The sequence below is a fragment of the Streptomyces sp. NPDC085866 genome, from assembly GCF_044541035.1.
GTDB lineage: Bacteria > Actinomycetota > Actinomycetes > Streptomycetales > Streptomycetaceae > Streptomyces.
In genome coordinates this window covers 76,082-98,796 of record NZ_JBITSQ010000022.1, presented here as the reverse complement: position 1 = coordinate 98,796, position 22,715 = coordinate 76,082, and the positions used below count along the sequence as shown (strand labels likewise).

The 22,715-nt window shown below is 70.2% G+C and carries 14 protein-coding genes; 12 read left to right on the top strand and 2 right to left on the bottom strand.

The annotated features are described in order from the left end of the window. Positions 1-20: 20 nt before the first annotated feature. The 4 genes from ACIF83_RS40380 (at position 21) to ACIF83_RS40365 (ending at position 7,501) form a co-directional block, all read left to right on the top strand. A complete protein-coding gene (locus ACIF83_RS40380) occupies positions 21-347 on the top strand; it encodes a trypco2 family protein (protein WP_393484816.1) in 327 nt (108 codons plus the stop codon). Next, positions 344-3,598, top strand: a complete 3,255-nt coding sequence (locus tag ACIF83_RS40375; protein ID WP_399734869.1) for a hypothetical protein — start codon at positions 344-346, stop codon at positions 3,596-3,598. Before ACIF83_RS40380 ends, ACIF83_RS40375 begins: the two co-directional genes overlap by 4 nt. Positions 3,599-3,770: 172 nt before the next feature. Then, positions 3,771-3,968: a hypothetical protein gene (locus tag ACIF83_RS40370; protein ID WP_393484818.1), complete on the top strand. Its 198-nt coding sequence runs from the start codon at positions 3,771-3,773 to the stop codon at positions 3,966-3,968. Next, entirely contained in the window at positions 3,965-7,501 is a 3,537-nt protein-coding gene (locus ACIF83_RS40365) for a trypsin-like peptidase domain-containing protein (RefSeq protein WP_399734866.1), read from the top strand. Before ACIF83_RS40370 ends, ACIF83_RS40365 begins: the two co-directional genes overlap by 4 nt. A 60-nt stretch (positions 7,502-7,561) precedes the next feature. On the opposite strand, the gene ACIF83_RS40360 is transcribed toward ACIF83_RS40365, so the two are convergent. Continuing rightward, the gene (locus ACIF83_RS40360; RefSeq protein ID WP_399734863.1) at positions 7,562-7,696 is read right to left on the bottom strand and encodes a hypothetical protein; all 135 of its coding nucleotides are present in this window, start codon (positions 7,694-7,696) and stop codon (positions 7,562-7,564) included. 460 nt (positions 7,697-8,156) lie between these two features. Here ACIF83_RS40360 and ACIF83_RS40355 point away from each other — a divergent pair, with 460 nt between their 5' ends. Next, on the top strand, positions 8,157-11,372 hold the full coding sequence (locus ACIF83_RS40355) for a Tn3 family transposase (protein WP_399734860.1): 3,216 nt from the start codon (positions 8,157-8,159) through the stop codon (positions 11,370-11,372). Between the two features lie 144 nt (positions 11,373-11,516). Here ACIF83_RS40355 and ACIF83_RS40350 read toward each other — a convergent pair whose 3' ends face one another. After that, positions 11,517-12,251: a dienelactone hydrolase family protein gene (locus tag ACIF83_RS40350; RefSeq protein WP_399734857.1), complete on the bottom strand. Its 735-nt coding sequence runs from the start codon at positions 12,249-12,251 to the stop codon at positions 11,517-11,519. Between the two features lie 387 nt (positions 12,252-12,638). On the opposite strand from ACIF83_RS40350, the gene ACIF83_RS40345 reads away from it, so the two are divergent. The 7 genes from ACIF83_RS40345 to ACIF83_RS40315 all read left to right on the top strand — a co-directional run bounded on the left by ACIF83_RS40345 (position 12,639) and on the right by ACIF83_RS40315 (position 22,334). Next, a complete protein-coding gene (locus ACIF83_RS40345) occupies positions 12,639-13,517 on the top strand; it encodes a recombinase family protein (RefSeq protein WP_399734854.1) in 879 nt (292 codons plus the stop codon). 726 nt (positions 13,518-14,243) lie between these two features. Next, entirely contained in the window at positions 14,244-14,462 is a 219-nt protein-coding gene (locus tag ACIF83_RS40340; RefSeq protein WP_399734944.1) for a hypothetical protein, read from the top strand. A 514-nt stretch (positions 14,463-14,976) separates the two neighbouring features. Continuing rightward, positions 14,977-16,239, top strand: coding sequence for a phenylacetate--CoA ligase family protein (locus ACIF83_RS40335; protein ID WP_393484821.1), 1,263 nt, complete (start codon positions 14,977-14,979; stop codon positions 16,237-16,239). Then, a complete protein-coding gene (locus tag ACIF83_RS40330; protein WP_399734851.1) occupies positions 16,236-17,519 on the top strand; it encodes an MFS transporter in 1,284 nt (427 codons plus the stop codon). The genes ACIF83_RS40335 and ACIF83_RS40330 overlap by 4 nt, the downstream gene beginning before the upstream one ends. After that, positions 17,519-18,655, top strand: coding sequence for a GNAT family N-acetyltransferase (locus tag ACIF83_RS40325; protein WP_399734848.1), 1,137 nt, complete (start codon positions 17,519-17,521; stop codon positions 18,653-18,655). The genes ACIF83_RS40330 and ACIF83_RS40325 overlap by 1 nt, the downstream gene beginning before the upstream one ends. Continuing rightward, a complete protein-coding gene (locus ACIF83_RS40320; RefSeq protein ID WP_399734845.1) occupies positions 18,652-19,812 on the top strand; it encodes an acyl-protein synthase in 1,161 nt (386 codons plus the stop codon). Before ACIF83_RS40325 ends, ACIF83_RS40320 begins: the two co-directional genes overlap by 4 nt. Further along, entirely contained in the window at positions 19,809-22,334 is a 2,526-nt protein-coding gene (locus ACIF83_RS40315) for an acyl-CoA reductase (RefSeq protein ID WP_399734842.1), read from the top strand. The genes ACIF83_RS40320 and ACIF83_RS40315 overlap by 4 nt, the downstream gene beginning before the upstream one ends. Positions 22,335-22,715 lie beyond the last annotated feature (381 nt).

Sequence of the window (22,715 nt, the reverse complement as noted above, 5' to 3'; positions counted from 1 at the left end):
CAGTGCGACAGGGGGATGACATGTCCGACCGAGACTCCGCCGAGAACCTCGTCGAACTCGCGCAGGCCATAGGGTCGTTGCGCAAACAGCTCGACACGGCCCGGCGGCTGGCGCCCGAAGGCGGCCTTTCCTTCGAAGTGGGGGCGGTGGAACTGGAGTTCCAGGTGGCTCTGTTGAGCGGCAGCGAGATCACCGGGGGTGCCCGGTTCTACGTTCTGTCGGGCGGTGGGGCCAAGCGCCGGGAGCGGACGTCCACGCACACCATCCGGCTCACCCTGACACCCCGGGGACCGGACGGTGGACCGCTCGAAGTATCGGACATCACGGAGAAGTTGCCGCAGAGGTGAGCCGGACGATCCCACCCGTAGCCCGGCGGGTGGTCGAGGTCTACCGGACCTCGGACGGCGGTCGGCACCGGATCGCCACGGGCCATCTGCTGGATGACCGTCTGGTGTTGACAGCCGGTCATGCCGTCCGCGGAGCGACGGCGGCCCGTATCCGGTTGCTCGACGACGGCTCGGTCTGGAACTGCTCGGTGGTCTGGCGTCGCTACGACAGCGCGGCGGGGACCGGGATCGACGCGGCGTTGCTCCGGATCGACGATGCCTCGTTCCGGGAGCCGGAGGGGCTTCCACCGCTGGTGTGGGGACGGCTGGGTACGGGCGCCCGCCGTCCCGTCGAGGCGGTCGGGTTCCCGGCCGGTATGCGGGTGCGTGAAGAGGGCGCGCCGGCCTTCAGGGACACTGCGCACGTCACCGGCCACATCGCGCCGGGCAGCAGGCTCAAGGCCGGCCGTCACGAGATCAAGGTGGACAACCCGGTGCCCGCCGCTGTCCCCGTGGGGAGCGCCGGAGAGGACGCCGGGAACGTTTCCCGCTGGGGCGGGATGTCCGGGGCGGGGGTGACGTCCGGGGGCCTGCTGGTGGGGCTGGTGGTGGTCGACCCCGACCCGGGCGCGTCCGGCGGGGCGCTGACCGCCGTTCCGTCGACCGCGCTGCTGGAGGACGAGCAGGCGGCCGCACTGCTGGGGAGGCCCCACGTGAACGACGTCGCGCTCGCGGCCGTCCTTCAGCCCCCGCCGCCGCCCGCGCGGTCACCGGCGGGTCTCCTACGGGCCGAGGTCAGCCCGGTCGGCTTCCATGGCCGGGAGTCGTTGATGGACGGGCTCGTCGAGTGGTGCCTGACTCCGGGTCTGTGGTCGCCGAAGCTGCTGACCGCACCGGGAGGTCAGGGCAAGACGCGGGTGGCGGCCGAGCTGGTGGATCGGATGGCCCGCCGGAACTGGAACACTGGGTTCCTGGATGACGACCCCGACGCCGACCTGACCGCTCTTGGTGAACTGTCGGCTCCCCTCCTGCTCGTCGTGGACTACGCGGAGACCCGTCTCGATCAACTGCTGGAACTGCTGAGGCTGTTCGGGACGATGGCCGGGACAGGGGTGGGGCCGCCGGTCCGTCTGTTGATGCTCGCCAGAAGCGACGGGGAGTGGTGGCAGCATGTGTGCCGCAAGAGCCGGGCACTGCGGGAGCCGCCGCCTGGCACCGTGGAGGAGCTTGGGCCGCTCGCCGACGATCCCGCGACCCGGTCCGGGGCCTTTCGCCACGCGGTCGAGGGCTTGGCGCCCGCTCTGGCCCGGCTGTCGGAGCTTCCCCCGGCGCCGCCCGGTTTTCGACCGGAGTCGGTGACACCGCCGCGGCTGACGGACGAGCGGTTCGCCAGGGCGCTGGAACTGCACGGCACGGCGCTGGCCGCGCTGTTGCAGCACCTGTTCCCGGTACCGGCCGCTGCCCGGGTGCAGGGCGTGGAACTGCTGATGCGGCACGAGGAGGCGTACTGGACACGGACCGTGTCCGCCCACCGGATCGGTCACCTGCACACGGAGACCCTGCGGCAGCTGGTCGTCACCGCGACGCTCTGCCGGGTCCGTACCCCCGACGAGGCCAGAAATCTGTTGGAGGGAAGCGGGATCCTGCGCGGGGAGACCGCCAACACGGTCCTCGGCGCGGCGATGTGGCTCAACGAGCTGTACGGCGGTCGCGACGGCTACTGGGTGGGGCTGGTGCCCGACCTGCTGGGCGAGCATCTGGTCGGTACGACCGCGCGGGCCTTCCCCGAGCTGCTGTCCGCGCTCACCGAACTGCCCGACGCCGAGCGGGCCGGTCATCTGCTGCGCGTGCTGTGCCGGGCCGGACGGAGCTTCCCGGAACTCGACGAGCGGATCGTCGGCCTGATCGCCGGACGCCCCCGGGCGCTGGCGCCCGTCGCCGTCGAACTGCTCGCCCGGGAGGGGTACGGCGTCCTGGGCCGAGCGGTGGACGCGGTGCTGGACGGGCCGGACGGGCGAGGTCCGCTCTCCGCCGAAATGCTCGCCGCGGTGCCCCGCCACACCGTGGTGCTCGCGGGTCGCGCGGCGCGGATGGCCGAAGAGGCCGTGGCGCACGCCCGGGGCACGGCGGGCGCACCGGGGGAACTGGCCTCCGCACTCCATGCCCTGGCCTACCGGCTCGCCCGGGCGAGCCGGTACCCCGAGGCACTGGAGGCGTGCGAAGAGGGTGTCCGCGTCCGGGGAGGCGACAGCCTCGACGCCTCGGTGGACGCGGAGTTCATGGACGTCCTGCTGGGGTACGGTGCTCGGCTGGACGAGGTCGGCCGTCCGCACGACGCGGTCGGAGTCGGCGAGCGACTGCTGGCCGCGCTGGGCCCGGACCACCGTTCGGACACCCCCGAGGCCCAGGGCCGCCGGGCGACCGTACTGCACCATCAGGCCCTGTGGCTGTACCGCGCGGGCCGCCACGACGAGGCCCTGGCGCTGGGGGCCGAATGCGTACGGCTGCGCGAACGGCTCCTGCGCCGGGAACCGGGGTGGCCCGCGGTGGAGATGGCCGACGCACGCCTGCACCACGCCCTCTACCTCCACCAGGACGGTCGTGTCGCGGAGGCGGCCGAGGAGACCGCGCGTGCCGTGGCGATCCTGCGGGTGCTGGCGGAGGAGCACCCGGACGCCTACCTGGTACGGCTGGCGGAAGCGCTGCACAACGAGTCCCGGACACGTGCGGCACTGAGCGAGCACGGGACGGCGCTGGGCCTGGCCGAGGAGGCCGTCGCCATCCAGCGCGGTCTGCTGGACGACGACCCCGCCCCCTTCCAACTGGGGCTCCTGGCACGACTGTTGAGTGGACTGGTCAGTCGGCTGACCGCGCTGCGCCGTCTGCCCGATGCCCTGGAGGCCGCAACGGAGGCGGTGCGCCTGCGACGTGCGCTCGCCGCCGGCCGAGATCCCCGGGCCGTGGGTGAACTGGCTTGCGCGCTCGCCGATCTGGCGCTGTCGCTGCGTCGCGTGGGCGACGACGAAAGCGCGGTGGTGGCCTCGGAGGAATCGGCCGTGGCGCTGCGCGAGGCGACCGGAGGCGGTGGGGCGCCGGTGGGCGGGGAAGACGCCCGCATCCTGTGCGTCCATGGCCTCGTACTCGGCTCCCGCGATCCGGAGGGGGCCCTGAAGGTTCTGGAGGAGGCCGCGGGCGTGGCCCGGGCAGGGCGACACACCGTGCTGCTCCGGCGATGCCTGACCGAAATCGAGCGGCTGCGCGCCCGTTCCTGACCGTCAACTGCCTTTGGCGGACCGAGAGGAGACTCAAACCATCACTGTCGGATCACTCCGGGAAAGAGGCGATCACCGCACCTTCCGGGCGGGGACCATTCCGGCATGCCGTCGCCTAGGCTGAGGCCAGCGCGTCCCCTGTGAACGGTCTTCCCTGCGAGGGAGTTCAGACATGCCCAAGAAGCCCAAGACGTCGAAGCAGGACGGCGAGGCCGCCCCCGCACCGGAACTGTCAACGGCTCCGCCTGCCCCTTCCGCGCAGGACGCTGCCGGTCTCACCCCGCAGGACGCGGATCTCGACCTGAACAGCGAGACATGGTCCAACTTCTCCGAGGTGGACGACGAACTCGACGGGCTGCCCGAGCGGTGACACCATCCGGTCCGGCACCCGTCGACCACCGCACGGACTCCCGTGTCGTCGAGGTCTACAGCCGCAGACCGGACGGCCGGGGCGGCGGCACCGGCTACCTCCTCGACGACGGCCTCGTCCTGACCGCCGGCCACGTCGTCAGCCGTGGCGACTGGCGGCAGGCCGAGGTGACGGTGAGGTTGCCAGGTTCGAAGGACTACCTGCCGTGCGACGTGGAGTGGTACGGCTACGAAGCCCATGAGCCCGCCGACACACGGATGGACGCCGCCGTCCTGCGGATCTCGTCGCCGCTTCCGGTGCCACCGGACGGCGGTTCGCCCCCACTGCGCTGGGGCCGCCTGGTCACCGGGCTGCCAGAGGTTCCGGTCGACCTCGTCGGTTACCCGTCGGGCATGGGCGTACGGCGCGACGACGACATGGGAAGGCTGGTACTGCGGGACACCGTCAGGGTGCGGGGAACCGTCAACACCGGAACAGCCGTCAAGGCCAGGCGCTACCACATCGTTCTGGGGCAGCCGATCCCCTACTCGCCGGCCGCCGCCGTGTCCCGTTGGGAGGGAGCCTCCGGCGCGGCGCTGCTCAGCCACGACCTGCTGTGCGGTGTCGTCGTCACGGCCAAGGACGAGCCGGGGCACGGCAGGGCCCGCGCGATCCCGGCCGAGGAACTCCTGGCCGACCCCGGCTTCCGCGCCCTGTTTCCGAATGCCGTCACCGAACCGGCCGAACTCCAGCCGTTGCTGGAACGGGAGTCGGCCCGGCCGGTCAACACCCCCGTCTCTCTGCTCAGGCCGGACGCGACGGCCGTGCCGTTCACCGGACGCCGGGACGTCCTGGCCCGCCTGAGCGCATGGTGCGAGCAGCCCGGCCGGTTCTCCGTGCGGCTCGTCACCGGACCCGGCGGCCAGGGCAAGACCCGACTCGCCGCAGAACTCGTTCGCCGCCTGCGGCTGCGGAACTGGAGTGCCGGATTCCTGGCCACGGGAGCCTCCCCGGCTCTCCTGCCCCTGGTCACTGAGACCCGCACCCCGTTGCTGCTCGTCGTCGACTACGCCGAGACGAGGGTCGAGCAACTCCAGACCCTCCTCGATCTCGTCGACCGACACGAGCACACCGACACCACACCGCTACGACTGCTGCTGCTCGCCCGGGACGAGGAATCGGGCGACTGGTGGGAGAACCTGTGCAGCGAGGCCCTGCCACTGCGCGACCCGCCGCCAGGGACGGTGCTCCCGCTGCCCGACCTCTACGGCGAGGATGAAGAGCCACCGGACGACAACACCTTCCGCACGATCGGTGAGCACCTCGCCGAGGCACTGACCGGGCTGCCCACCGTCACCGCGCCCCCGGACCCCGCCGTCCTGCGCACCCTGCGCGTGCCCGACCTGGACGACCCCCGCCACCACCGGGCCCTGGACCTCCAGATGGCGGCCCTGGTCGCCCTGCTCCAGGCCCTCGACCCCGAGGAGGGCCCGGCGGACGAGCCGTACGAGGGCGTACTGCTGAGGCATGAGCAGAAGATCTGGCGGCACACCGCACACGACCGGGGACTGGGTGCCCTGACCCTGGGTGCCCGGCGGGAACTGGTCGCCTCGGCCACGCTGTGCGGCTCACCCGCCGATCGGGACCAGGCCACGGACGTCCTCGCGCGGCTGTCCACGCTCATGACCGACACACCGGACGTCACGGGCAACGACGCCACCCCCGACGTGGTCGGCGCCGCCGCGGACTGGCTCGCCACCCTCTATCCCGACCCGCACACCTTCTGGGGGCCGTTGCGCCCGGACCGGATCGGGGAGTACCTCGTCGGACTCGCCGTCGGCCGACGCCCGGCGCTGCTGGACGAACTGCTCGCCACGGCGCCGACCGCCCAGGCCAGCGACGCACTGCGGGTGGCCGCCCGAGCGGCACCCCGGCACAGTGGGCTCGGCCCGCCCCTGCACGCCGTCGTGGTCCGCCACCCCCGGCGGCTGGCCGGACCGGCCGTGACCGCGGCGACTTCCAGCGGATCGGAACCGGGCCCCCTGCACACCGCCCTCGCCGAGGTCGTACGCGACCACCCCGACGACCAGACGCTCCTGCGGAGCATGTTCACCCGGCTGCCCGCGCACTCCCGAAACCTGTCCGTGTGGGGAGCGGAGCTCGCCGGGGCCCTCGTCACCCTGGCCGGAGGAGCGCTCGGCGAACAGCCGGACGAGACCGGCTGGGCACGGCTGGCGGCCGCCTTCAACGACCACGCCCACTGGCTGACCGCCGTCGGCATGCACGACGAGGCACTGGAACGGGGCGCGATGGCGGTCCGGCTCTATGAGGGCGTCGCCGGCCGGGAACCCGGCCGCTACGCCCACGACCTGGCCACCGCACACGAGGGCTACGCCCACCAGCTCCATCTGCAGAGCAGGCGGGAGGACGCGTTGGCATCCGCCGAGCGCGCGGTCGCCCTGCGGCGCGAGCTCGCCGACGGGCCCGTCGCCCGGGCGGCGCTCGCGGTGGCGCTCACCGGGTATGCCCACCATCTGTCCAGCCTCGGACAGGTCGTGGAGGCCGCCGGGGCGAGCGGCGAGTCCGTGTTCCTGTACTCCGGGCTTCCCGCCCAGACACTGTCGGCCCATGAGGACGAGTACGCTGCCGCACTGCTGGCCCACGCCGTCTGCCTCGCGGATCTGGCCGAGTACGACGACGCCATCGACGCCGTGGACCGGGCGATCGTCCACTACCGCCGGCTCTCCCGCCGCTACCCCGATGCCCATCTACGGCCTCTCGCCGCCGCGTTGGCGACTCGGGCCGACCTCCTGGTGGACACTGGCTCCTACGAACGCGGCCTCGACGATGCCGGGGCGGCGCTGAAGGCGTACGAAAGTCTCGCCATGGGCCCGGTCGACCTGTACGCCGGTGAACGTGCCGCCGCGCTGCACTGCGTCGCCCGCTGTCTGGGGCCCCTCGGCCGCTGGGAGGAGGCGGAACGACGGTCCCGGGAGGCCGTCGAACTCTACGACGAGCTACGGCGGGCCGCGCCGCGGACGCACACCTTCGCCTGGGCCCGGGCAGCCGACGGCTGGGCCATCGCCCTGTCGGAGTCCGGTCACGACCGGCAGGCCGTGGAGGTGGGCCGCGGGGCCGTCGACGCGCTGGAGGAACTGCACGCCGACGGCGACCCCGGGACGCAGGGCGCGCTGGCCGACGCGTTGCGCAACCACGCGGAGATACTCCTGGAGCAGGGGCGGGCGGCCGACGCCGAGCCCTTCGCCGCCCGGGCCCTCGCGCTCTGCCGGGAGATGGCCGTCGACGACGACGGGGCCTTCGCCTACGAGACGGTGCTGTACCTGCTGGTCCAGGGCATGGTGCTGGCCACGCTCCGGCCCCGCGAGAGCGTACGGCCGCTGCTGGAGGGACTCGGCCGAGCCCAGGAGGCCGATGACCAGGAGACGGGCGCGCAGTTGGCGGCGGTGTTGGTCGACGCGTACCGGGCGGACCCCACCGTGGCCGATCTGGTCCACGAACTCACCGGCGCCGTACCCGACTGGCTGCGCGCCTGACCCGGGCTCCGGTCATGGGCGGGGCGGTGGAGAAGGCCCTGGACTCGCCGGGCTCGTCCACTACGACAGCTGGATCGCCCGCCGCCGCGAGGCCGCCGCCCGGCCCGCGGGCCCCGGTGTCGCCGCCTCCGCCGAACTGGCGCCGAAGACCCGCAGCCAGGCGGGCTCGCTGGCGCTGATGATCACCACCGGCATCGGCCTGCACAACTTCGCGGGGGGCTGGCCCTCGGCAACGCAGCGGCCCAGGGCGAACTCTCCCTCACCCTCCTGCTGATCATCGGATTCGGCCTGCACAACGCCACCGAGGGCTTCGGCATCGTCGCCCCCCCTGGCCGCAAAAGGTGAACGCCCCTCCTGGCCCACGCTGCTCTGGCTTGGCCTGATCGGCGGCGGCCCCACCTTCCTGGGCACACTCGTCGGCCAGCACCTGGTCGACGACACCCTGTCGATCGCCTTCCTCGGCCTCGCCGCCGGCTCGATCCTCTACCTCGTCATCGAGCTGCCGGCCCTAGCCCGCAAGACCGGGGTGTGACCCAGATACGCGTCAAAGGTGCAATGAGTTGATCTTGAAGCCCTGAGCGCCCGGCCCGTCACCCATTCGGCCGAGTGTCGTTGGTGGTGATGTTGAGCTGTCGTCTGGGCCCGGGGCGGGATTGTGACCTCGATCGAGCGGACCGCATATCCGCGGTTCAAGCGGCTAATCACCGCGCATGAGCTGCATCTGTTCTTCTCACCGACTCGCGATGAGCTGGAGTGGGCGGCAGAGGCGACGGACGGGGACGGGCATCTGCTGGCGCTGCTGCTGATGCTGAAGTCGTACCAGCGCATGGGGTGTTTCCCGGCGCTGGAGGACGTGCCGGAGCAGGTGGTGGAGTTCGTCCGGCGGCAGATTGAGCTGCCGGAGGGCACGCTGCCGGTGTACCGGGCGGAGCGGACCGCGAAACATCACCGGGGCTTGGTCCGCAAGCGGGCCGGCGTGGCGTACGACCAGGCCGAGGCCCGGCGGATCGCCGAGCAGGCGATCCGCAAGGAGACCGCGGCGAAGAACCGGCCGGCGGACCTGATCAACATCGCGCTGGAGAAGGTGGTGGAGGCCGGGCTGGAGCTGCCCGGGTTCTCCACCTTCGACAAGATGGCCTCGAAGATCCGCACGGAGGTGAACACCTCGATCTGCTTGGGCATCCACGACCGCATGAGCCCCCTTCAGCGGGCGGAGCTGCTGCGGCTGCTGGAGGAACGCGACGCGGACGGCACGACGCTGTTCAACCGGTTGAAGAAGCCCGCCAAGGGGCCAAGCTGGTCGCACTTCAAGAGCCTGACCAAGCGTATGGAGTGGGTGGATGGCCTCGGCGACAGCGCGGTGTGGATGGACGGTATCGCCGCGCGGAAGATCACCGACTTCGCCGGGGAGGCAGACGCGGCCGATGCCCCGGCGCTACGGGACTACGTGCCGGTCAAGCGCCTCGCGCTGATCGCGTGCCTGGTGCACAAGGCACAAATGAGGGTGAGGGACGACCTGGCGACGATGTTCTGCAAGCGCGTCGCCACGAAGATCAAGAAGGCCAAGACGGAGCTGGAGGAGATCCGGCTGGCCGAGCGGGAGATCACCGAGGCCCTGATCGGGAACTACCGCACCGTACTCAAGGACATCGACGCCGACGGCGCGGCCCAGCTGGCGTTCGCGAAGGCCGCAGAGATGACCGCTGAGGCCAGGGTGGCCCTTCAAGGGCTGGACGAAGAGGCATCGGCCAGCGAGATCGCTCGGCGCCTGGGCGGGAAGGTCTCCCCGGCCCTGCTCGCCTTCTCCAAGGCCCTGGTGGTGCAGGCTGGGGGTCTGGCCACGGTCACCAGGACGGTGGAGGGCTTCGGCGGGTTCGCCAAGCAGTACGAGCAGATTGAGAAGGTCTCCGCTCACCACGGCAACTTGTGGGAGCCGCTGCTGTATGGGCAGATCGGCCGGGACCGGGCGGTGATGTTCGACCTGGCCGAGAAGCTGGAGTTCACTGCGACGTCCGAGGACGGGCGGGTGCTGGACGCGCTCGCGCATGCCCAGCGGCACCAGGGCGCCCGCGGCGAGTACATCACCGCCTTCGACGAGGAGGGCAAGGAGGTGGACATCTCCTTCTCCACCCAGAACTGGCGCAAGGTGGTGGTCGACAAGACCCGCACCGGGCAGTTCGTCCGCAAGCACTTCGAGGCGATGGTCTTCACCTACCTCGCCGAGGAGCTGCGCTGCGGCGACGTCGCGGTTCTCGGCTCGGAGGAGTACGCCGACTGGTCCGAGCAGCTGCTGGAGTGGGAGGCCGTGCAGGAGAAGCTGGCCGACTATCTGGTGGAGGTCGGGCTGTGCGAGGCGGGCGAGACCGCCGAGTTCGACGCGCAGTTCTTCCGCCGACAGCTGGAGGACAAGCTCCGCAGCGCCGCTGCGGCTGCGGACGCCGGGTACCCGGACAACGAGGGCCTGGTCATCGACCCGGAGACTGGTATCCCGTCGCTGAAGCCGCACCGCTCGGAGGGGCTCACGCCCTCGGCGAAGCGGCTGGAGCAGGAGATCAAATCCCGGATGCCGGAACGCACGCTGATCGGGATTCTGTCGAGGACCGCGTACTGGGTGGAGTGGTGGCGCCGCTTCGGCCCGGCCTCCGGCAACGAGCCGAAGCTGGAAGACCCGTTCGGCCGCTACGTCATCACCACCTTCGTGAAGGGCACCAACATGGGCCCGTACGAGGCGGCCCGCCACATCCCCGGCGTCTCCGGGCACGAGCTGTCGTACACGGCGAACCGGCATTTCTCCATCGTGCTGCTGAACGAGGCCATCGCCGACCTGGTCAACGCGCACGCCCGCCTGGACATCTCGCAGGCGTGGGGCGACGGCACGACGGCGGCGGCGGACGGCACGCACATGGACACCTATCTCGACAACCTGCTCGCCGAGACGTCCGTCCGGTACGGCAAGCCGGGCGGCATCGCCTACCACCACATCTCCGACACCTACATCGCACTGTTCACCCACTTCATCCCGTGCGGGGTGTGGGAGGCCGTCTACATCATCGAGGGCCTGCTCAAGAACACCTCCGAGGTCAAGCCGACCACCGTGCACGCCGATACGCAGGGCCAGTCCCAGCCGGTGTTCGCGCTTGCGCACCTGCTGGGCTTCGACCTGATGCCCAGGATCAGGAACTGGAAGGGCCTGACCTTCTACCGGCCCAGCAAGACCACGGAGTACGTGCACATCGACGCGCTGTTCGGGGAGCCGGGCAAGAACGTCATCGACTGGGACTTGATCGAGTCGCAATTTCGGCACCTGATGCGGGTGGCGATCTCCGTGCGGGAGGGGGCGATCTCCTCGTCCACGCTGCTAAAGCGGCTGCGCTCCGGCTCGCGGAAGAACGCCACCTACACAGCGTTCCGTGAGGTCGGCCGTGTGATCCGCACCGTGCAACTGCTGCGCTACCTCTCGGACGCGCCGCTGCGCCGGCGGGTGACCGCAGCGACGAACAAGGTCGAGGCGTTCAACGGCTTCTCCCAGTGGCTGGGGTTCGGCAACCGCGGCGTCATCGCCGACAACGACCCGGTCGAGCAGGAGAAGGCGATGAAGTTCAACGCGCTGCTCACGAACGCCGTGGTGTTCCATAACGCCCTGGACATCGCGGAGATCGTCCGGCAGTTGCTGGAGGAGGGCTGGGAGATCGACCCAGAGGACCTGGCCCATATCTCTCCGTACCTGACGGAACACATCAACCGGTTCGGCGAGTACTCCACGCACGAGCTCGGCCTCCAGCCCGAGGCGTACGACCCGAAGCTGGACGTCGACTTCACCCCGCTGCGTGAGCAGGACCTAGTCGCAGCTGGTTTCGGCACTGCCGCCTGAACCGGAGCCGCCCCCGCGCTAGCGGGGGCGGCCCTGCGACCATGGTGGATCACCGGTCGTTCACTATGCGAGTGCGGCCCCAGGCGGCATTGGCCAGCAGGCGCAGAGCCGTGTACTTCAGGTTCGATTCTCCGAGCCGGAGCCTCAGCTGTTACCCAGGGCGCGGCCCAAAAGAGGGAGCAGGCGGTCCCAGTGACGCTTCAGCCCGGAGGCGCTGAAAGCGTCGGTGTCGGACATGGTGAAGCCATGGATGGTGCCGGGGTAGATCTCGGAGGTGTAGCTGACACCTGCGGCATCCAGGGTCTGGTTGAGCTCGCCGAGGGCCTCGGGCGTCAAGTCGCTCTCGGCGTGGCCGAAGTGGACCTCGGCGGTGAGCGTCGAGAGGCTGTCGGGCCCGTCGACTCCCACTGGGCCGTGGAATGCGGCGAGGGCGGCCACCTGGCCAGGGTGGGCCGCGGCGGTGCGCGTCGCCAGGAGGCCGCCGATGCAGTAGCCGGTCACCGCGACCGGTCCGGCGCTGACCTCGGGCTGAGCGGTGAGGAACTTGAGATAGGCGTCGGCGTCGCTCAGGACACGTTCTGTGGTGTGCGCCTCGATCATCGGCATCAGCTGGGCGAAGACAGCAGGCCGGACCTCATCTCCGATGTGCTCAGGAAGCTCGATCACTGGAGCCGGGCCGTGCCGGTAGAAGAGGTTGGGGACGAGCACGTAGTACCCGTGCCCGGCCAGGTCGCGGGCCATCTCCCGCAGCACGGGTCGGATACCGAAGCCGTCCGTGTACATCAGCACCCCCGGGTACCGCCCGCCACCATCGGGGAAGGCGGCGAACGCGTCGGCCTGGCCGTCCGCAGTAGGAATCTGCAGCGTCTTGATGGGCATGAAATCTCCTGTCGTGGTTGACGTGTCGAGCCTGTGATCAACACGACGGAGGCGGAGCCCGCGCAGCGGCGCAAGATCCCCGATCGAGCAGCGGGCCCGCACTGGCCCGCGCGGCGCTCAGAAGAGCACCGGGTCACCAATCCGTGTGCGGCGCGATGCCATCCCGGTAATCATCCCCACAACATAGTCCACAGCCCCGCCCATCCGGTGCGACAACATGACTAGGAGTAGAACGGAACGGCCGTCACGCTTCGTACTCGCAGAAATGAGTAGTTCTGAGAGGCCGTGGCCCCCGCCGGACCATGTCCGGTTTGCCTCTAATCTTCGTTCTCACAACCTCTCGCAAAACAGCCTTCGCACAATGCCTCTCGCGGTAGGTTTTGCGACATGCCAGAGCTCGCCGAACCGGCCGCCGTCGTCGAACAGTTCAACTGTCCGACCTGTGAGGTGCCCGCCGGAAGCACCTGCCGCACCCGCGGCGGCAAGGTCGCCCCGAAGTACCACACCCCGCGGTTCATGCTCGTCCCCCAGCTCCGTGCCGAACTCGAAGTCCGCACCCCTGCCGATCGCGGCCCCGGCCGCACGTGGGAGATGGGCCCCGCGATCGGGGCCGCAGTGCCGGAGGCCGCGACGAAGCCCACGAGGGTGGGGTACGCCCGTTGCAGTACCGCTCAGCAAGAGCTCCAGAGCCAGCTCGACGCCCTGGAAGAGGCGGGCTGTGATCCGGTCTTCTCGGAGAAGATCAGCACCCGGGTCAAGGTGAGGCCGGAGTTCGTCAAGGCGATGGACTTCGCCCGCACCATCAAGAAGGCCGTCCCGCACCAGCGGGTGATCTTCACAGTGCACGAGATGAAGCGCCTCGGCCGCGGCGCCGCCGAGCTGCTGACCATCGCCGAGGACTTGCGCCACCACGACATCCAGCTCGAACTCCTCACCGGCCCCCTTCAGGGGGTGTACGACCCGTCCGGGCACGGCGCCGCCCTGTTCGCGTTCTTCGCCGGCATGGCGGAGTCCGAACGCGAGTACATCCGGGAGAAGTCCCTGGAGGGCCAGGCGTCCGCCCGCGAGCGCGGCCGGCATGGCGGGCGTCCCAAGGTTGTCGACGACGACATGGCCGCGTACGCCCGCAGCCTGCGGGCCAACGGGGTCCCCGTCCCCGAGATCGCCCGAAAGCTAGTCATCACCTCGGGCAAGAATCAGGGCAAGCGGCCCTCGGTCGCCACCGTCTACCGCATCCTCGCCGAGAACGCCGACAGAACCGAATGAGCCCGGACGCTTTCAGGTCTTCAAGATCAACTCATTGCCCCTTTGACGCGTATCTGGGTCACACCCGAAGACCGCGCTGTAGACGTTCACCACCTGGTGCATCCTTCTCGGCCTCCTGCTCGGTTTCGTCACGGACGCCGTCGTCACGGCGGCTGGAGCCTGAACCAACCAGCACGTGCAACCTTGCGCTGCCAGGGCGACATCTGCTAACGGATCGGTCGGTCCGGCGGGCGCGTTTCCTTACACCGCGCTCGCTATGCGCTTCACGCGTTCGTCGGCCGTAGCAACCCTCCTTGCCCCGCCCTCACTGCAAGCATGGGCAAGCTGGGTCGCCTCGGGCGACAACCTCACGGAGCTTGTCCACCGAGGGAAGGCTGCCCACCTTGCACCACAGGCTCGGTTCCTGCACCAGGTGGGCGAACAGATCAGCCCCGCCGACCAGCACCCACCGCCACCGACATCCGCCTGTGGTGCCGGGCCACTGACACAGCCGACCAAGCCGACGGCGTCATCGTCGAGTCCCTGCACGCCGAGTCGACGTACACGGAGTGACGCACCCAAGTCCGCTCCGACCTCAAGGCACTGCAGAGTCGCGAGCCACACCTGTTCCAGGACATAGAACTCTTCCGCATCTGCTCTGCGTCCCTGGTGCCCGGCCTCCTGCAGACCGAGGGCTACGCCGAAGAGGAGGCGCCACTGCGCTATCAGGTGTGCGAGGCCGACGCGATGGCGGCACAGCTCGGGCACCTTCTCACCGCCGGGGCCCTTCCCCAGGTGTCCCTCGACATTGTCCCCATGGCGACGGCCGGAAGAGAACAGTGGCCGCGCGAGACCTTCCACGTCTACGACGGCCACCTCATCAGTGTGGAGCTGGTCCCCGCACGCGTGGCAGGCCTTCGAGCAGCTGCGCAGCATGGCTGCGCATGGCGCCGACGCTCGCGCTGATCGTGAAGGCTATTGACGCGTTGCAATGACGCGGAAATTTCGCCCACTTCATGGACCGACACGCGCCCTGCCCCCGGCGGCTCCGTGTTCGGCGCCATGACGCTCATGGCCGCCTCGCGGGCGCGCTGCATGCGGCGCATCGGTTCGGCGGCGCATTCGGCCAAGCCCGAGGCGGTCCTCGGCATCCTTCCATAAAGGTCACTTGAGGGGCACTCAACAATTACTTATGGAAGGACGGTTTCATGTGACAGGCGTCTCTGGTTCTGAAGGAACCAAAAGCAGTCACAGCTCGTCCGCCCACGCACCTGAACCTCCTTGCACACATGGCCCGTTCACGTAAAGCGCGTTCCGAATGTTGAGATATCCTTCTGCCTAGGATGCTCCGCTCATCGCGGGTGCACCGTTGATTGAATTCGTCAACGACAGGGCCTTCCTCCGTGCCGGAGCAGCCCCACTCGTCGTACCGCCGTCGACTATTTCCATTCCGACGGTTCACGCCTTCGAGCAGGAATTGATGCCCGTTCAACCACTCGCGGAGCTCGTACGCTTCGCGCGCCACAACTCGCCTTTCTACCGTGAGCTCTACGCTCACCTGCCCAGTCATGTGGCACACCTCACGGATCTTCCAGTAGTGCCACAGGCGGACTTCTGGCGGGCCAACTCGCCCCGCGACAACAGGCTGCTGACCGCCCCGCTCCACGAGGCGGTCGTCTTCCGCAGCGGCGGCACCACGGGTTCGCCGAAGTTCTCCTACTACACCCGCACGGAATGGCGGGAGTTCACCACGGCGTTCGGCGCCGGACTCGTCAATGCCGGGCTGCGACCGGGCCATCGGGTCGCCGACCTGTTCTACGCGGGTGATCTGTACGCCAGTTTCAGCTTCATCCTGGACGCACTGCACCGTTCCCCGGCGGCCAACGTCCGCCTCCCCATCGGCGGCGCGACGCCCTGGGAATCCACCGCGGCCACTTTGGAGGAATTCCAGGTCCAGGTCGTCGCCGGGACGCCCACCACCCTGTGCTCCCTCGCCGAGCGCCTCACCTCCGCCGGCCGGTCACTCCCGGATGTGGAGCTGCTGTTCTTCGGGGGTGAATGCCTCTTCGGCGACCAGCTCCCCCTGCTTGCGGGCGCGTTCCCGAAGGCGCAGGTGCGCTCCCTCGGCTACGCCAGCGTGGACGCCGGGCTGCTCGGGGAGGCCGTGCCCGGCGGCGACCCGCGCGTGCACCGCGTGTTCACCCCGTACACGATGGTCGAGATCCTCGACGAGGAGACCGACCGGCCCGTCAACGGCGACGGCGTTCCGGGACGGCTGGTCGTCACCGACCTGCGCCGACGGCTCATGCCGGTGCTCCGCTATCCGGCCGGTGACCGGGCCGAGTGGGTGGACCGGAACGCCGGTGTCTTCCGCATCCTGGGCCGCGCCGAGGAGGGCGTGCGGGTCGGTCCCGTCTCCCTCTACACCCAGGACGTCCACGACATCGTCATGGCTGCCGACACGGCCGGTGAGGTGACGGGGCTGCAACTCGTGGTGCGCCGCACCAACGGCCGCGACGGCTTGGTACTGCGGCTCGCGACGGGTGAAGCCGACGACGGGAACACCGCGTTGGCAGATGCCGTCGCCAACGCGGTCCTGGCGCAACGCCCGCTCTATCGGAGCGCGACCGCCGCCGGTCATGTGAACCCGCTCACCGTCCAACGGGCGCGGCACCAGGACCTGGCCGTCAACTCCCGTACGGGCAAGCTCATCCGCGTCGTCGACGAACGGCCGCATTCATGAACGCGGTGGAATCACGCGCACGCCGTCTACCCCTCGTGCTGCGCAACGCGTCGTTCGGCCGGGTCTGGGCCGGTCAGCTCCTCACCCAGGCCGCGAGCAGGATGTTCCAGGTCGGCGCGGTCTGGTGGCTGGTCGGATTCGCGGGCGGCGGGCACCGCGGGCTCGACTCGGGCCTCTTCCTCATGGTCAGCGCGCTGCCCGCGGTAGCGCTCGCACCCGTGGTTGCTCGCATCGTCGCACGTCACGCTCATCGGACGGTGCTGGCCGGCGCGGCTGCCGTGGCCGGCGCGGTGGCCACGGTGGCGGCCGTCCTGGCGCAGTCAGGGCCACTGCCGATGGCCGCGATCTACGCGGTGGGGCTGGCACTGGCTGCCTGTCAGGCGCTCTTCGACCCGTGCCTGACGACATCGGTGCCGGAACTCGTCGAGGACGCCGACATCGAAGCGGCCACCGGATTCGAGCTGTCCACCCAGTCGGTCGCCGGGCTCGGCGGAGGACTGCTCGGACCACTCATGGTCGATGCGGGCGGACTCCCGGGCGTCGTCGCCGCCTGCGCGGCCGCCTACCTGCTCGCGGCCCTGCTGGTCCTCTCGGCGCGCTTCCCGCACACCTCGGCCCAGGCGCACGGACCGGAGAGCGGCACGGCACCCGCATCGCGGACGCTGCGCCAGGTCCTGACCGGGCTGCCGTTCATCCGGCGTGTGCTGGTCTGCTTCGCCGCCGCCAACGTCTTCACCACCGCTGTCTACGTCGTGATGCCGCTCTACACGCGGGGGGTGCTGCACTCCACCGGCTCGACCGTGGCCTCGCTGGAGGCCGCCCTCGGCGCGGGCACACTCGTCGGATCCTTCACCGGTGCCCGCGTTCCGGGGCGTCCCGTCACCGTCGGCACCGTGAGTCTGACCGTGATGGCCGCAGCCCTCGGACTGCCGGGCCTGGCCCCCGGGCACGCCGTGGCGTTCGGTGCCCTGGCCGTCGTCGGCTGGTGCGTCGGCGTGATCGGCGTCCGGTTCGTCGCGCTGTTCCAACGGCTGGTGCCCGCCGACGACAAGCCGGAGTTCTTCGCAGTCATGCAGGCACTGCTCGGTGCCACGTTCCCCGTCGCCTCACTCGTCTTCGGCGCACTGGGTGACCATCTGACGGCCCGCACGCTCTGCCTCGTGCAGGGCGCAGGTCTCGTACCGGTCGCGCTGGCACTGTGGTGGGTCGGCGGACGGACGGACGCCGACGGATTCCAGCCGCCCGCCACGCAGCCCCTCGTCCGGGCGGGAGAAGCGTGATGAGCGTCGTCGTCTCCCCCACCGCTGTCCAGGACATCGCGGAACTAAGGCAGTTGTACTTCGAGGTGTACGGGCACGGCTACCCGGTACCGCTCGGCAGTGACCCGGTCGTCATGCGCCGCCTGATCACCGACGGCACCGCCCACTGGCTCACCGCCCGCACACACCGCGGCGGCCTCGTCGGGTCCGCCGTCGTACAGACCGATCCGGGCAGCCGCATCGGCAAGCTCGTCGGACTCGCCGTGCATCCCGGCCACCGGGGCGGTGGGCTGGCTTCCCGGCTGACCGGTGCCGTCTGCGAGGAAGCGTTCGCCACCGGCCACCTCGACTCGGTGTACGCCACCGTCCGCGTCGTCACCGAGGGCCCCCAGCGCGTCGTCGTACGCAACGGCTTCCGGCCGCTCGGCCTGATGCCCAACGCGGTCGAGGTCGAGGGCTGCGAGAGCCTCGCGCTGTTCGCCCGCTACGCCGACGGCGTGCTGGACCGCCGCGCCCCCGTCGAACACGTGCCGGAACGGCTGTCGGCGCTGCTGTCCGCCGCCTCCAGCGGCATCGGCATCGACTACAGCGCCACCGGGCTCGTCCCAGGTGGCGGTGCGGCGCGCGCCACCGCGGTTGCCGCACCGATCGAGCTGATCAACGCCCCGGCCTTCGTCCGCCGCCGCTTCCTGGAACGGTTTCCCGAGGCGGACGACCGCTTCTTCCCGCTGCACACCCCGAACGCGCTCCTGGTGGCAGCCGACGGCGGCTTCGAGGCGTACGCCGACCTCGACCCGGTGGCGGGCAGCTGCGCGCTGGTCGCCGTCCATCCGCGCCCGGCCGCGGTGACCGGCGCGCTGGAGGCACTGATGACCAAGGTCACCCGGGCCGGCGCGGACTACGCCGAGACGCTGCTCCCACTGGCCGACACCAAGGCACTGGAGGTCTATCTCGCGTCGGGGTTCGTGCCGAGCGCGGTCTATCCCGCCATGCGCCGCATCCACGACCGCTTCCACGACTACGTGGTGCTGTCCCGCACCAGCCGCCAGATCGACTTCCGGACGGCGGCCGTCAGTCCCCTGCTCCAGCCGTACCTCGGCGCCTATCTGAGCGCCTGGACCGCCACCTACCTGCCCCTTCACGAGGTGTCCCGATGAACCCCCATCTCGCTCCCGTCGAGGTCCCCGACCCGGCGGCGCTCGGCCACGTGCAGCGGCTGTGCGACCTGGCGGAGCCGTACGCGGCCGGCACCGACGAGCTGTTCGCCGCGGCGATGGCCGAGACCCATGCCTGGCACGCCCAGCGCTCCGCGTTCTACGCCGCCCTGCTCCAGGACGCGCCCGAGGTCCCGGCGCCCACGGTCGGCGACGGAGTGCGCGCCCCCCTGGTGCCCGCCGCCTTCTTCAAGCGCCACGAGGTGCTCTCCATCCCTCGCGAGGAGGTGTTCCTGCACCTGACCTCCTCGGGCACTACGGGCCAGAAGTCGCAGATGTTCTTCGACGAATGGACGATCCGCTCGGCGCAGCGCATGGTGGCCCGGATCTTCGACCACTACGGCTGGATCACCCCAGACCAACCGGTCAACTACCTGCTGTACAGCTACGAGCCCGCGCCGTCGCTGAAGCTCGGCACGTCGTTCACCGACAACTACCTGTGCGACTTCGCCCCGGCCCGGCACACCACACACGCGCTGCGGCACACCGGCTCCGGCCACGAGTTCGATGTGCACGGCTGCATCGCGGCGCTCCAGCGGTACGCGGACGACGACGTGCCGGTGCGCATCCTGGGCTTCCCGGCCTTCCTGTACTTCACCCTGGAACGGATGAGGGCCATGGGTCTGCCGCCGCTACGCCTGCCCGAGGGATCACTGGTGGTGCTCGGCGGCGGCTGGAAGGGCCATGCCGACCGGCAGATCGGCAAGGCCGTGTTCTACGCCGAGGTCAGCGAACGCCTCGGCATCCCGGGCGACCGTGTCCGGGACACGTTCGGCTCCGTCGAGCACTGCGTGCCGTACGTCGAGTGCGCACACCATCGGCTGCACGTACCGGTGTGGTCACGCGCCGCGGTCCGCGACACGGCGACGCTGCGTCCGCTGCCGTACGGAGAGCGCGGCTTTCTTCACCTGGTCAGCCCTTACATCACCGCTGTCCCGGCGCAGAGCGTCGTGATGGGCGACCTCGCCTCGCTGCACCCGGGCGAGGACTGCCCCTGCCCGCTGTCCACCGACTGGTTCACCGTGCACGGCCGTGCCGGGGTGAGCCGCAACCGCAGTTGCGCGGTCGCCGCCGCCGAACTGATGAAGGGAATGTCGTGACCACCTCCGCACTTCACCTCTGGCAGGGCGAGTTCATCGACGACGCCGAGGCCGGCCAACGGCTCGCCGGGCTCGCGGAGTTGACCGGGCGGGTCCTGGCACGTCCGCTGCCCACCGACGTGGTGCTCGACGCCTGCGCAGCGGTCAGCCGTGACCTGGCCGATCCCGGCTCCGACCTGTACGGCCGGCTGGCCGAGCAGCTGACTGCCGCCGAGGCCGCGGCCACCTCGGCCGAGCTGGCCGGCGCGCTCACCCGGCAGGCGCTGGAACGCAAGCTGCGCCGGGAACTGGGCGGGCTGCGGCCGGAGCGGCTGACCCGGCCGGACGGCCGTGAGACGGTGTACGAGTCCTGGGCGCCCGTGGGCCTGCTGCTGCACATCGCCCCCGGAAACGCTGCCGCCGTGGCACCGCTGAGCGTCGTCGAGGGCTTGCTGGCGGGCAACGTCAATGTCCTGAAGGCCAGCAGCTCCGACACCTCACTCGCCCAGGACCTGCTCGCAGCCCTCGGGGCCGCCGACCCGACCGGGCTGATCTCCGAGCGCGTGGTGGCCCTGCGCTTCCCCTCATCGCGGCAGGACTGGATCCAGGCGCTGTGCGGGCAGGCCGACGCAATCGCCGCCTGGGGCGGAGAGGACACCATACGCGCGGTGAGCGACATCGCACCGCCGGGCTGCCGGATCGTCGAGTGGGGGCACCGCATCTCCTTCGCCTACCTGACCCGGGAAGCGGCGACCGACGACAGCACACTCGACGCGCTCGCCGAGGATGTCTGCCGCTTCGAACAGCAGGCGTGCTCCAGCCCTCAGGTGATCTATCTCGACACCCCGGACGCCGACGACGTCTTCGCGTTCGCCGGGCGGTTCGCCGAGCGGTTGGCGAAGGTGTCCGACGCCCTGTGCGCGCCACTGCCCGGACCGGCCGAGCAGGCGGAGATCACCACCGTGCAGCAGCTGGCCCGGCTCGAACAACACCTCGGCCTCACCCGCGTGTTCGCCGCCGACGACGGTTCGTGGCGGGTCATGGCGGACACCCGGTCGGCGCTCGACGCCTCCCCGCTGCATCGCAGCGTCTGGGTGAAGCCCCTCCCCCGGCACACGGTCACGGCGACGCTGCGGCCGATGCGCCGCTATCTGCAGACCGCGGCCGTGGGCGGCAGCCCGGCTGACGTGGCCGAGCTGTCACGCGCCCTCTTCGCCGCGGGGGTCACCCGGGTCACCCCGGTCGGCTCCATGCTGGAGGGCTACGAGGGTGAGCCGCACGACGGGGTCTACGCGTTGCAGCGCTACAGCCGTCGGGTGAGCGTGCGCGCGCCGGGCGATGCGTTCCGCACCGTCGCCTGCCTGGACGACCTGGTGGCGCCCCCGGTCCTGCCCCCGGCACCCAAGGCGCCGCTGCTCGGCAAGGAAGGCGTGCAGCGCGCTCTCGTCTCGCTGGACCCGCGCCACGCCCACCTGTACTTCCGCAGCGGGGGCTCCACGGGCACGCCCGCCCTGTCATTGTTCACTTGCGACGACTACGACAACCAGATGCGCGCCGCAGCCGACGGGCTGCTCGCCGCCGGCTTCGACCCGGCCCGTGACCGGGCGGCCAACCTGTTCTACTGCGGCGGGATGTACGGGAGCTTCATCAGCTTCTTCTCCATTCTGGAACGCCTGAACGCCACCCAGATCCCGATGGCCGCAGGTCCCGACCACGCCATGACCGTCGAGGCACTGGTCACCCACGGGGCGGACACCCTCTTCGGCATGCCGTCCTACTTGTGGCAACTGTTCCACGCCGAGGCGGACCGGCTGCGTGCGTACGGCGGGATCAGGAAGGTGTTCTTCGGCGGAGAGCACTTCACCCCTGAGCAACGCCAAGTACTGACCGAGGAGTTCGGCGTCGAGGTCATCCGTTCCGCCGCGTACGGCAGCACCGATCTGGGGCCGCTGGGCTACCAGTGCACGGCGGGTGAGGGGTCGGTCCACCATGTGCTGACCGATCTCCACACGCTGGAGATCCTCGATCCGCACACGGACCGGCCGGTGACACCGGGCGAGCCGGGACGGCTGGTCTTCACCTCCCGGGCCCGTGCCGGACAGCGGCTGGAGCGCTACGAGATCGGTGATCTGGGCCGAGCGGTGGAGGGCGCGTGCACGTGCGGCAGCCACGTGCCGAGGCTGGAACTACTAGGGCGCTACGGCGACGTCGTGCGCGTCGGCACGTACTTCGTCAACTACCGGCGCATCCTGCGGGCCGCACAGGAACGCCTCGGCTACCACGGTGAGATGCAGTTGCTGGTCGCATCCGGCTCCGGCCGCGACGTACTGACCGTCCGGCTCGACGAGCAGTACGCGAGCGACCCCGAGACAGCGCGGGAGGCCCTCCTCGCCGAGGTGACGGAGCTGGCCTCGGCCGGGGCGGAGGGTCTGCTGGCCCTCGCCGTGGAGACCGTGCGGAGGGAGACGTTCGAGCGCACCCCCACCAGCGGCAAACTGCGGACGGTCGTCGACCTGCGCGAGTACTGCAGCGCGACTTCGTGATCCAGCTAGGCGTCGAGGTAGTGGTAATCCCCATCCGACAGGCCGATCACCAGGCCGCCGTTGTGGACCCTCCACTCGCTCATGCCGTCGACGTCGCGGCTGACCAGAAACAGCCCCCGGAGCCTCTCGTCGTACTCGTCATCCTGGTAGGAGGCCGCGCAGGTGTCTCGTGCCCCGCCAGCGGCGAGGCCTCCTCAGGCCCGGGCGTTGAACGTCCGGGTGCCGGTTTGCGACGCTCAACTCAGCGTGTGAAATGGGTACTTGAGGAGCCCTACGTGCTCGAGGAAATCGCGCCAGATTTCCCCGGGAAGGACGTCCTCGAAGTCCCCCGGAACTGGTAGATCATCAGGAATGATCTCTGGATCCAGCTGATGTGGGCTT

Coding starts and splice junctions, on each gene's coding strand:
- ACIF83_RS40380 (WP_393484816.1), top strand. CDS start 21: ATGTCCGACCGAGACTCCGCCGAGAACCTCGTCGAACTCGCGCAGGCC.
- ACIF83_RS40370 (WP_393484818.1), top strand. CDS start 3,771: ATGCCCAAGAAGCCCAAGACGTCGAAGCAGGACGGCGAGGCCGCCCCC.
- ACIF83_RS40360 (WP_399734863.1), bottom strand. CDS start 7,696: ATGCCGGTGGTGATCATCAGCGCCAGCGAGCCCGCCTGGCTGCGGGTC.
- ACIF83_RS40350 (WP_399734857.1), bottom strand. CDS start 12,251: ATGCCCATCAAGACGCTGCAGATTCCTACTGCGGACGGCCAGGCCGAC.
- ACIF83_RS40345 (WP_399734854.1), top strand. CDS start 12,639: ATGCCAGAGCTCGCCGAACCGGCCGCCGTCGTCGAACAGTTCAACTGT.
- ACIF83_RS40340 (WP_399734944.1), top strand. CDS start 14,244: ATGGCGGCACAGCTCGGGCACCTTCTCACCGCCGGGGCCCTTCCCCAG.
- ACIF83_RS40335 (WP_393484821.1), top strand. CDS start 14,977: ATGCCCGTTCAACCACTCGCGGAGCTCGTACGCTTCGCGCGCCACAAC.
- ACIF83_RS40330 (WP_399734851.1), top strand. CDS start 16,236: ATGAACGCGGTGGAATCACGCGCACGCCGTCTACCCCTCGTGCTGCGC.
- ACIF83_RS40325 (WP_399734848.1), top strand. CDS start 17,519: ATGAGCGTCGTCGTCTCCCCCACCGCTGTCCAGGACATCGCGGAACTA.
- ACIF83_RS40320 (WP_399734845.1), top strand. CDS start 18,652: ATGAACCCCCATCTCGCTCCCGTCGAGGTCCCCGACCCGGCGGCGCTC.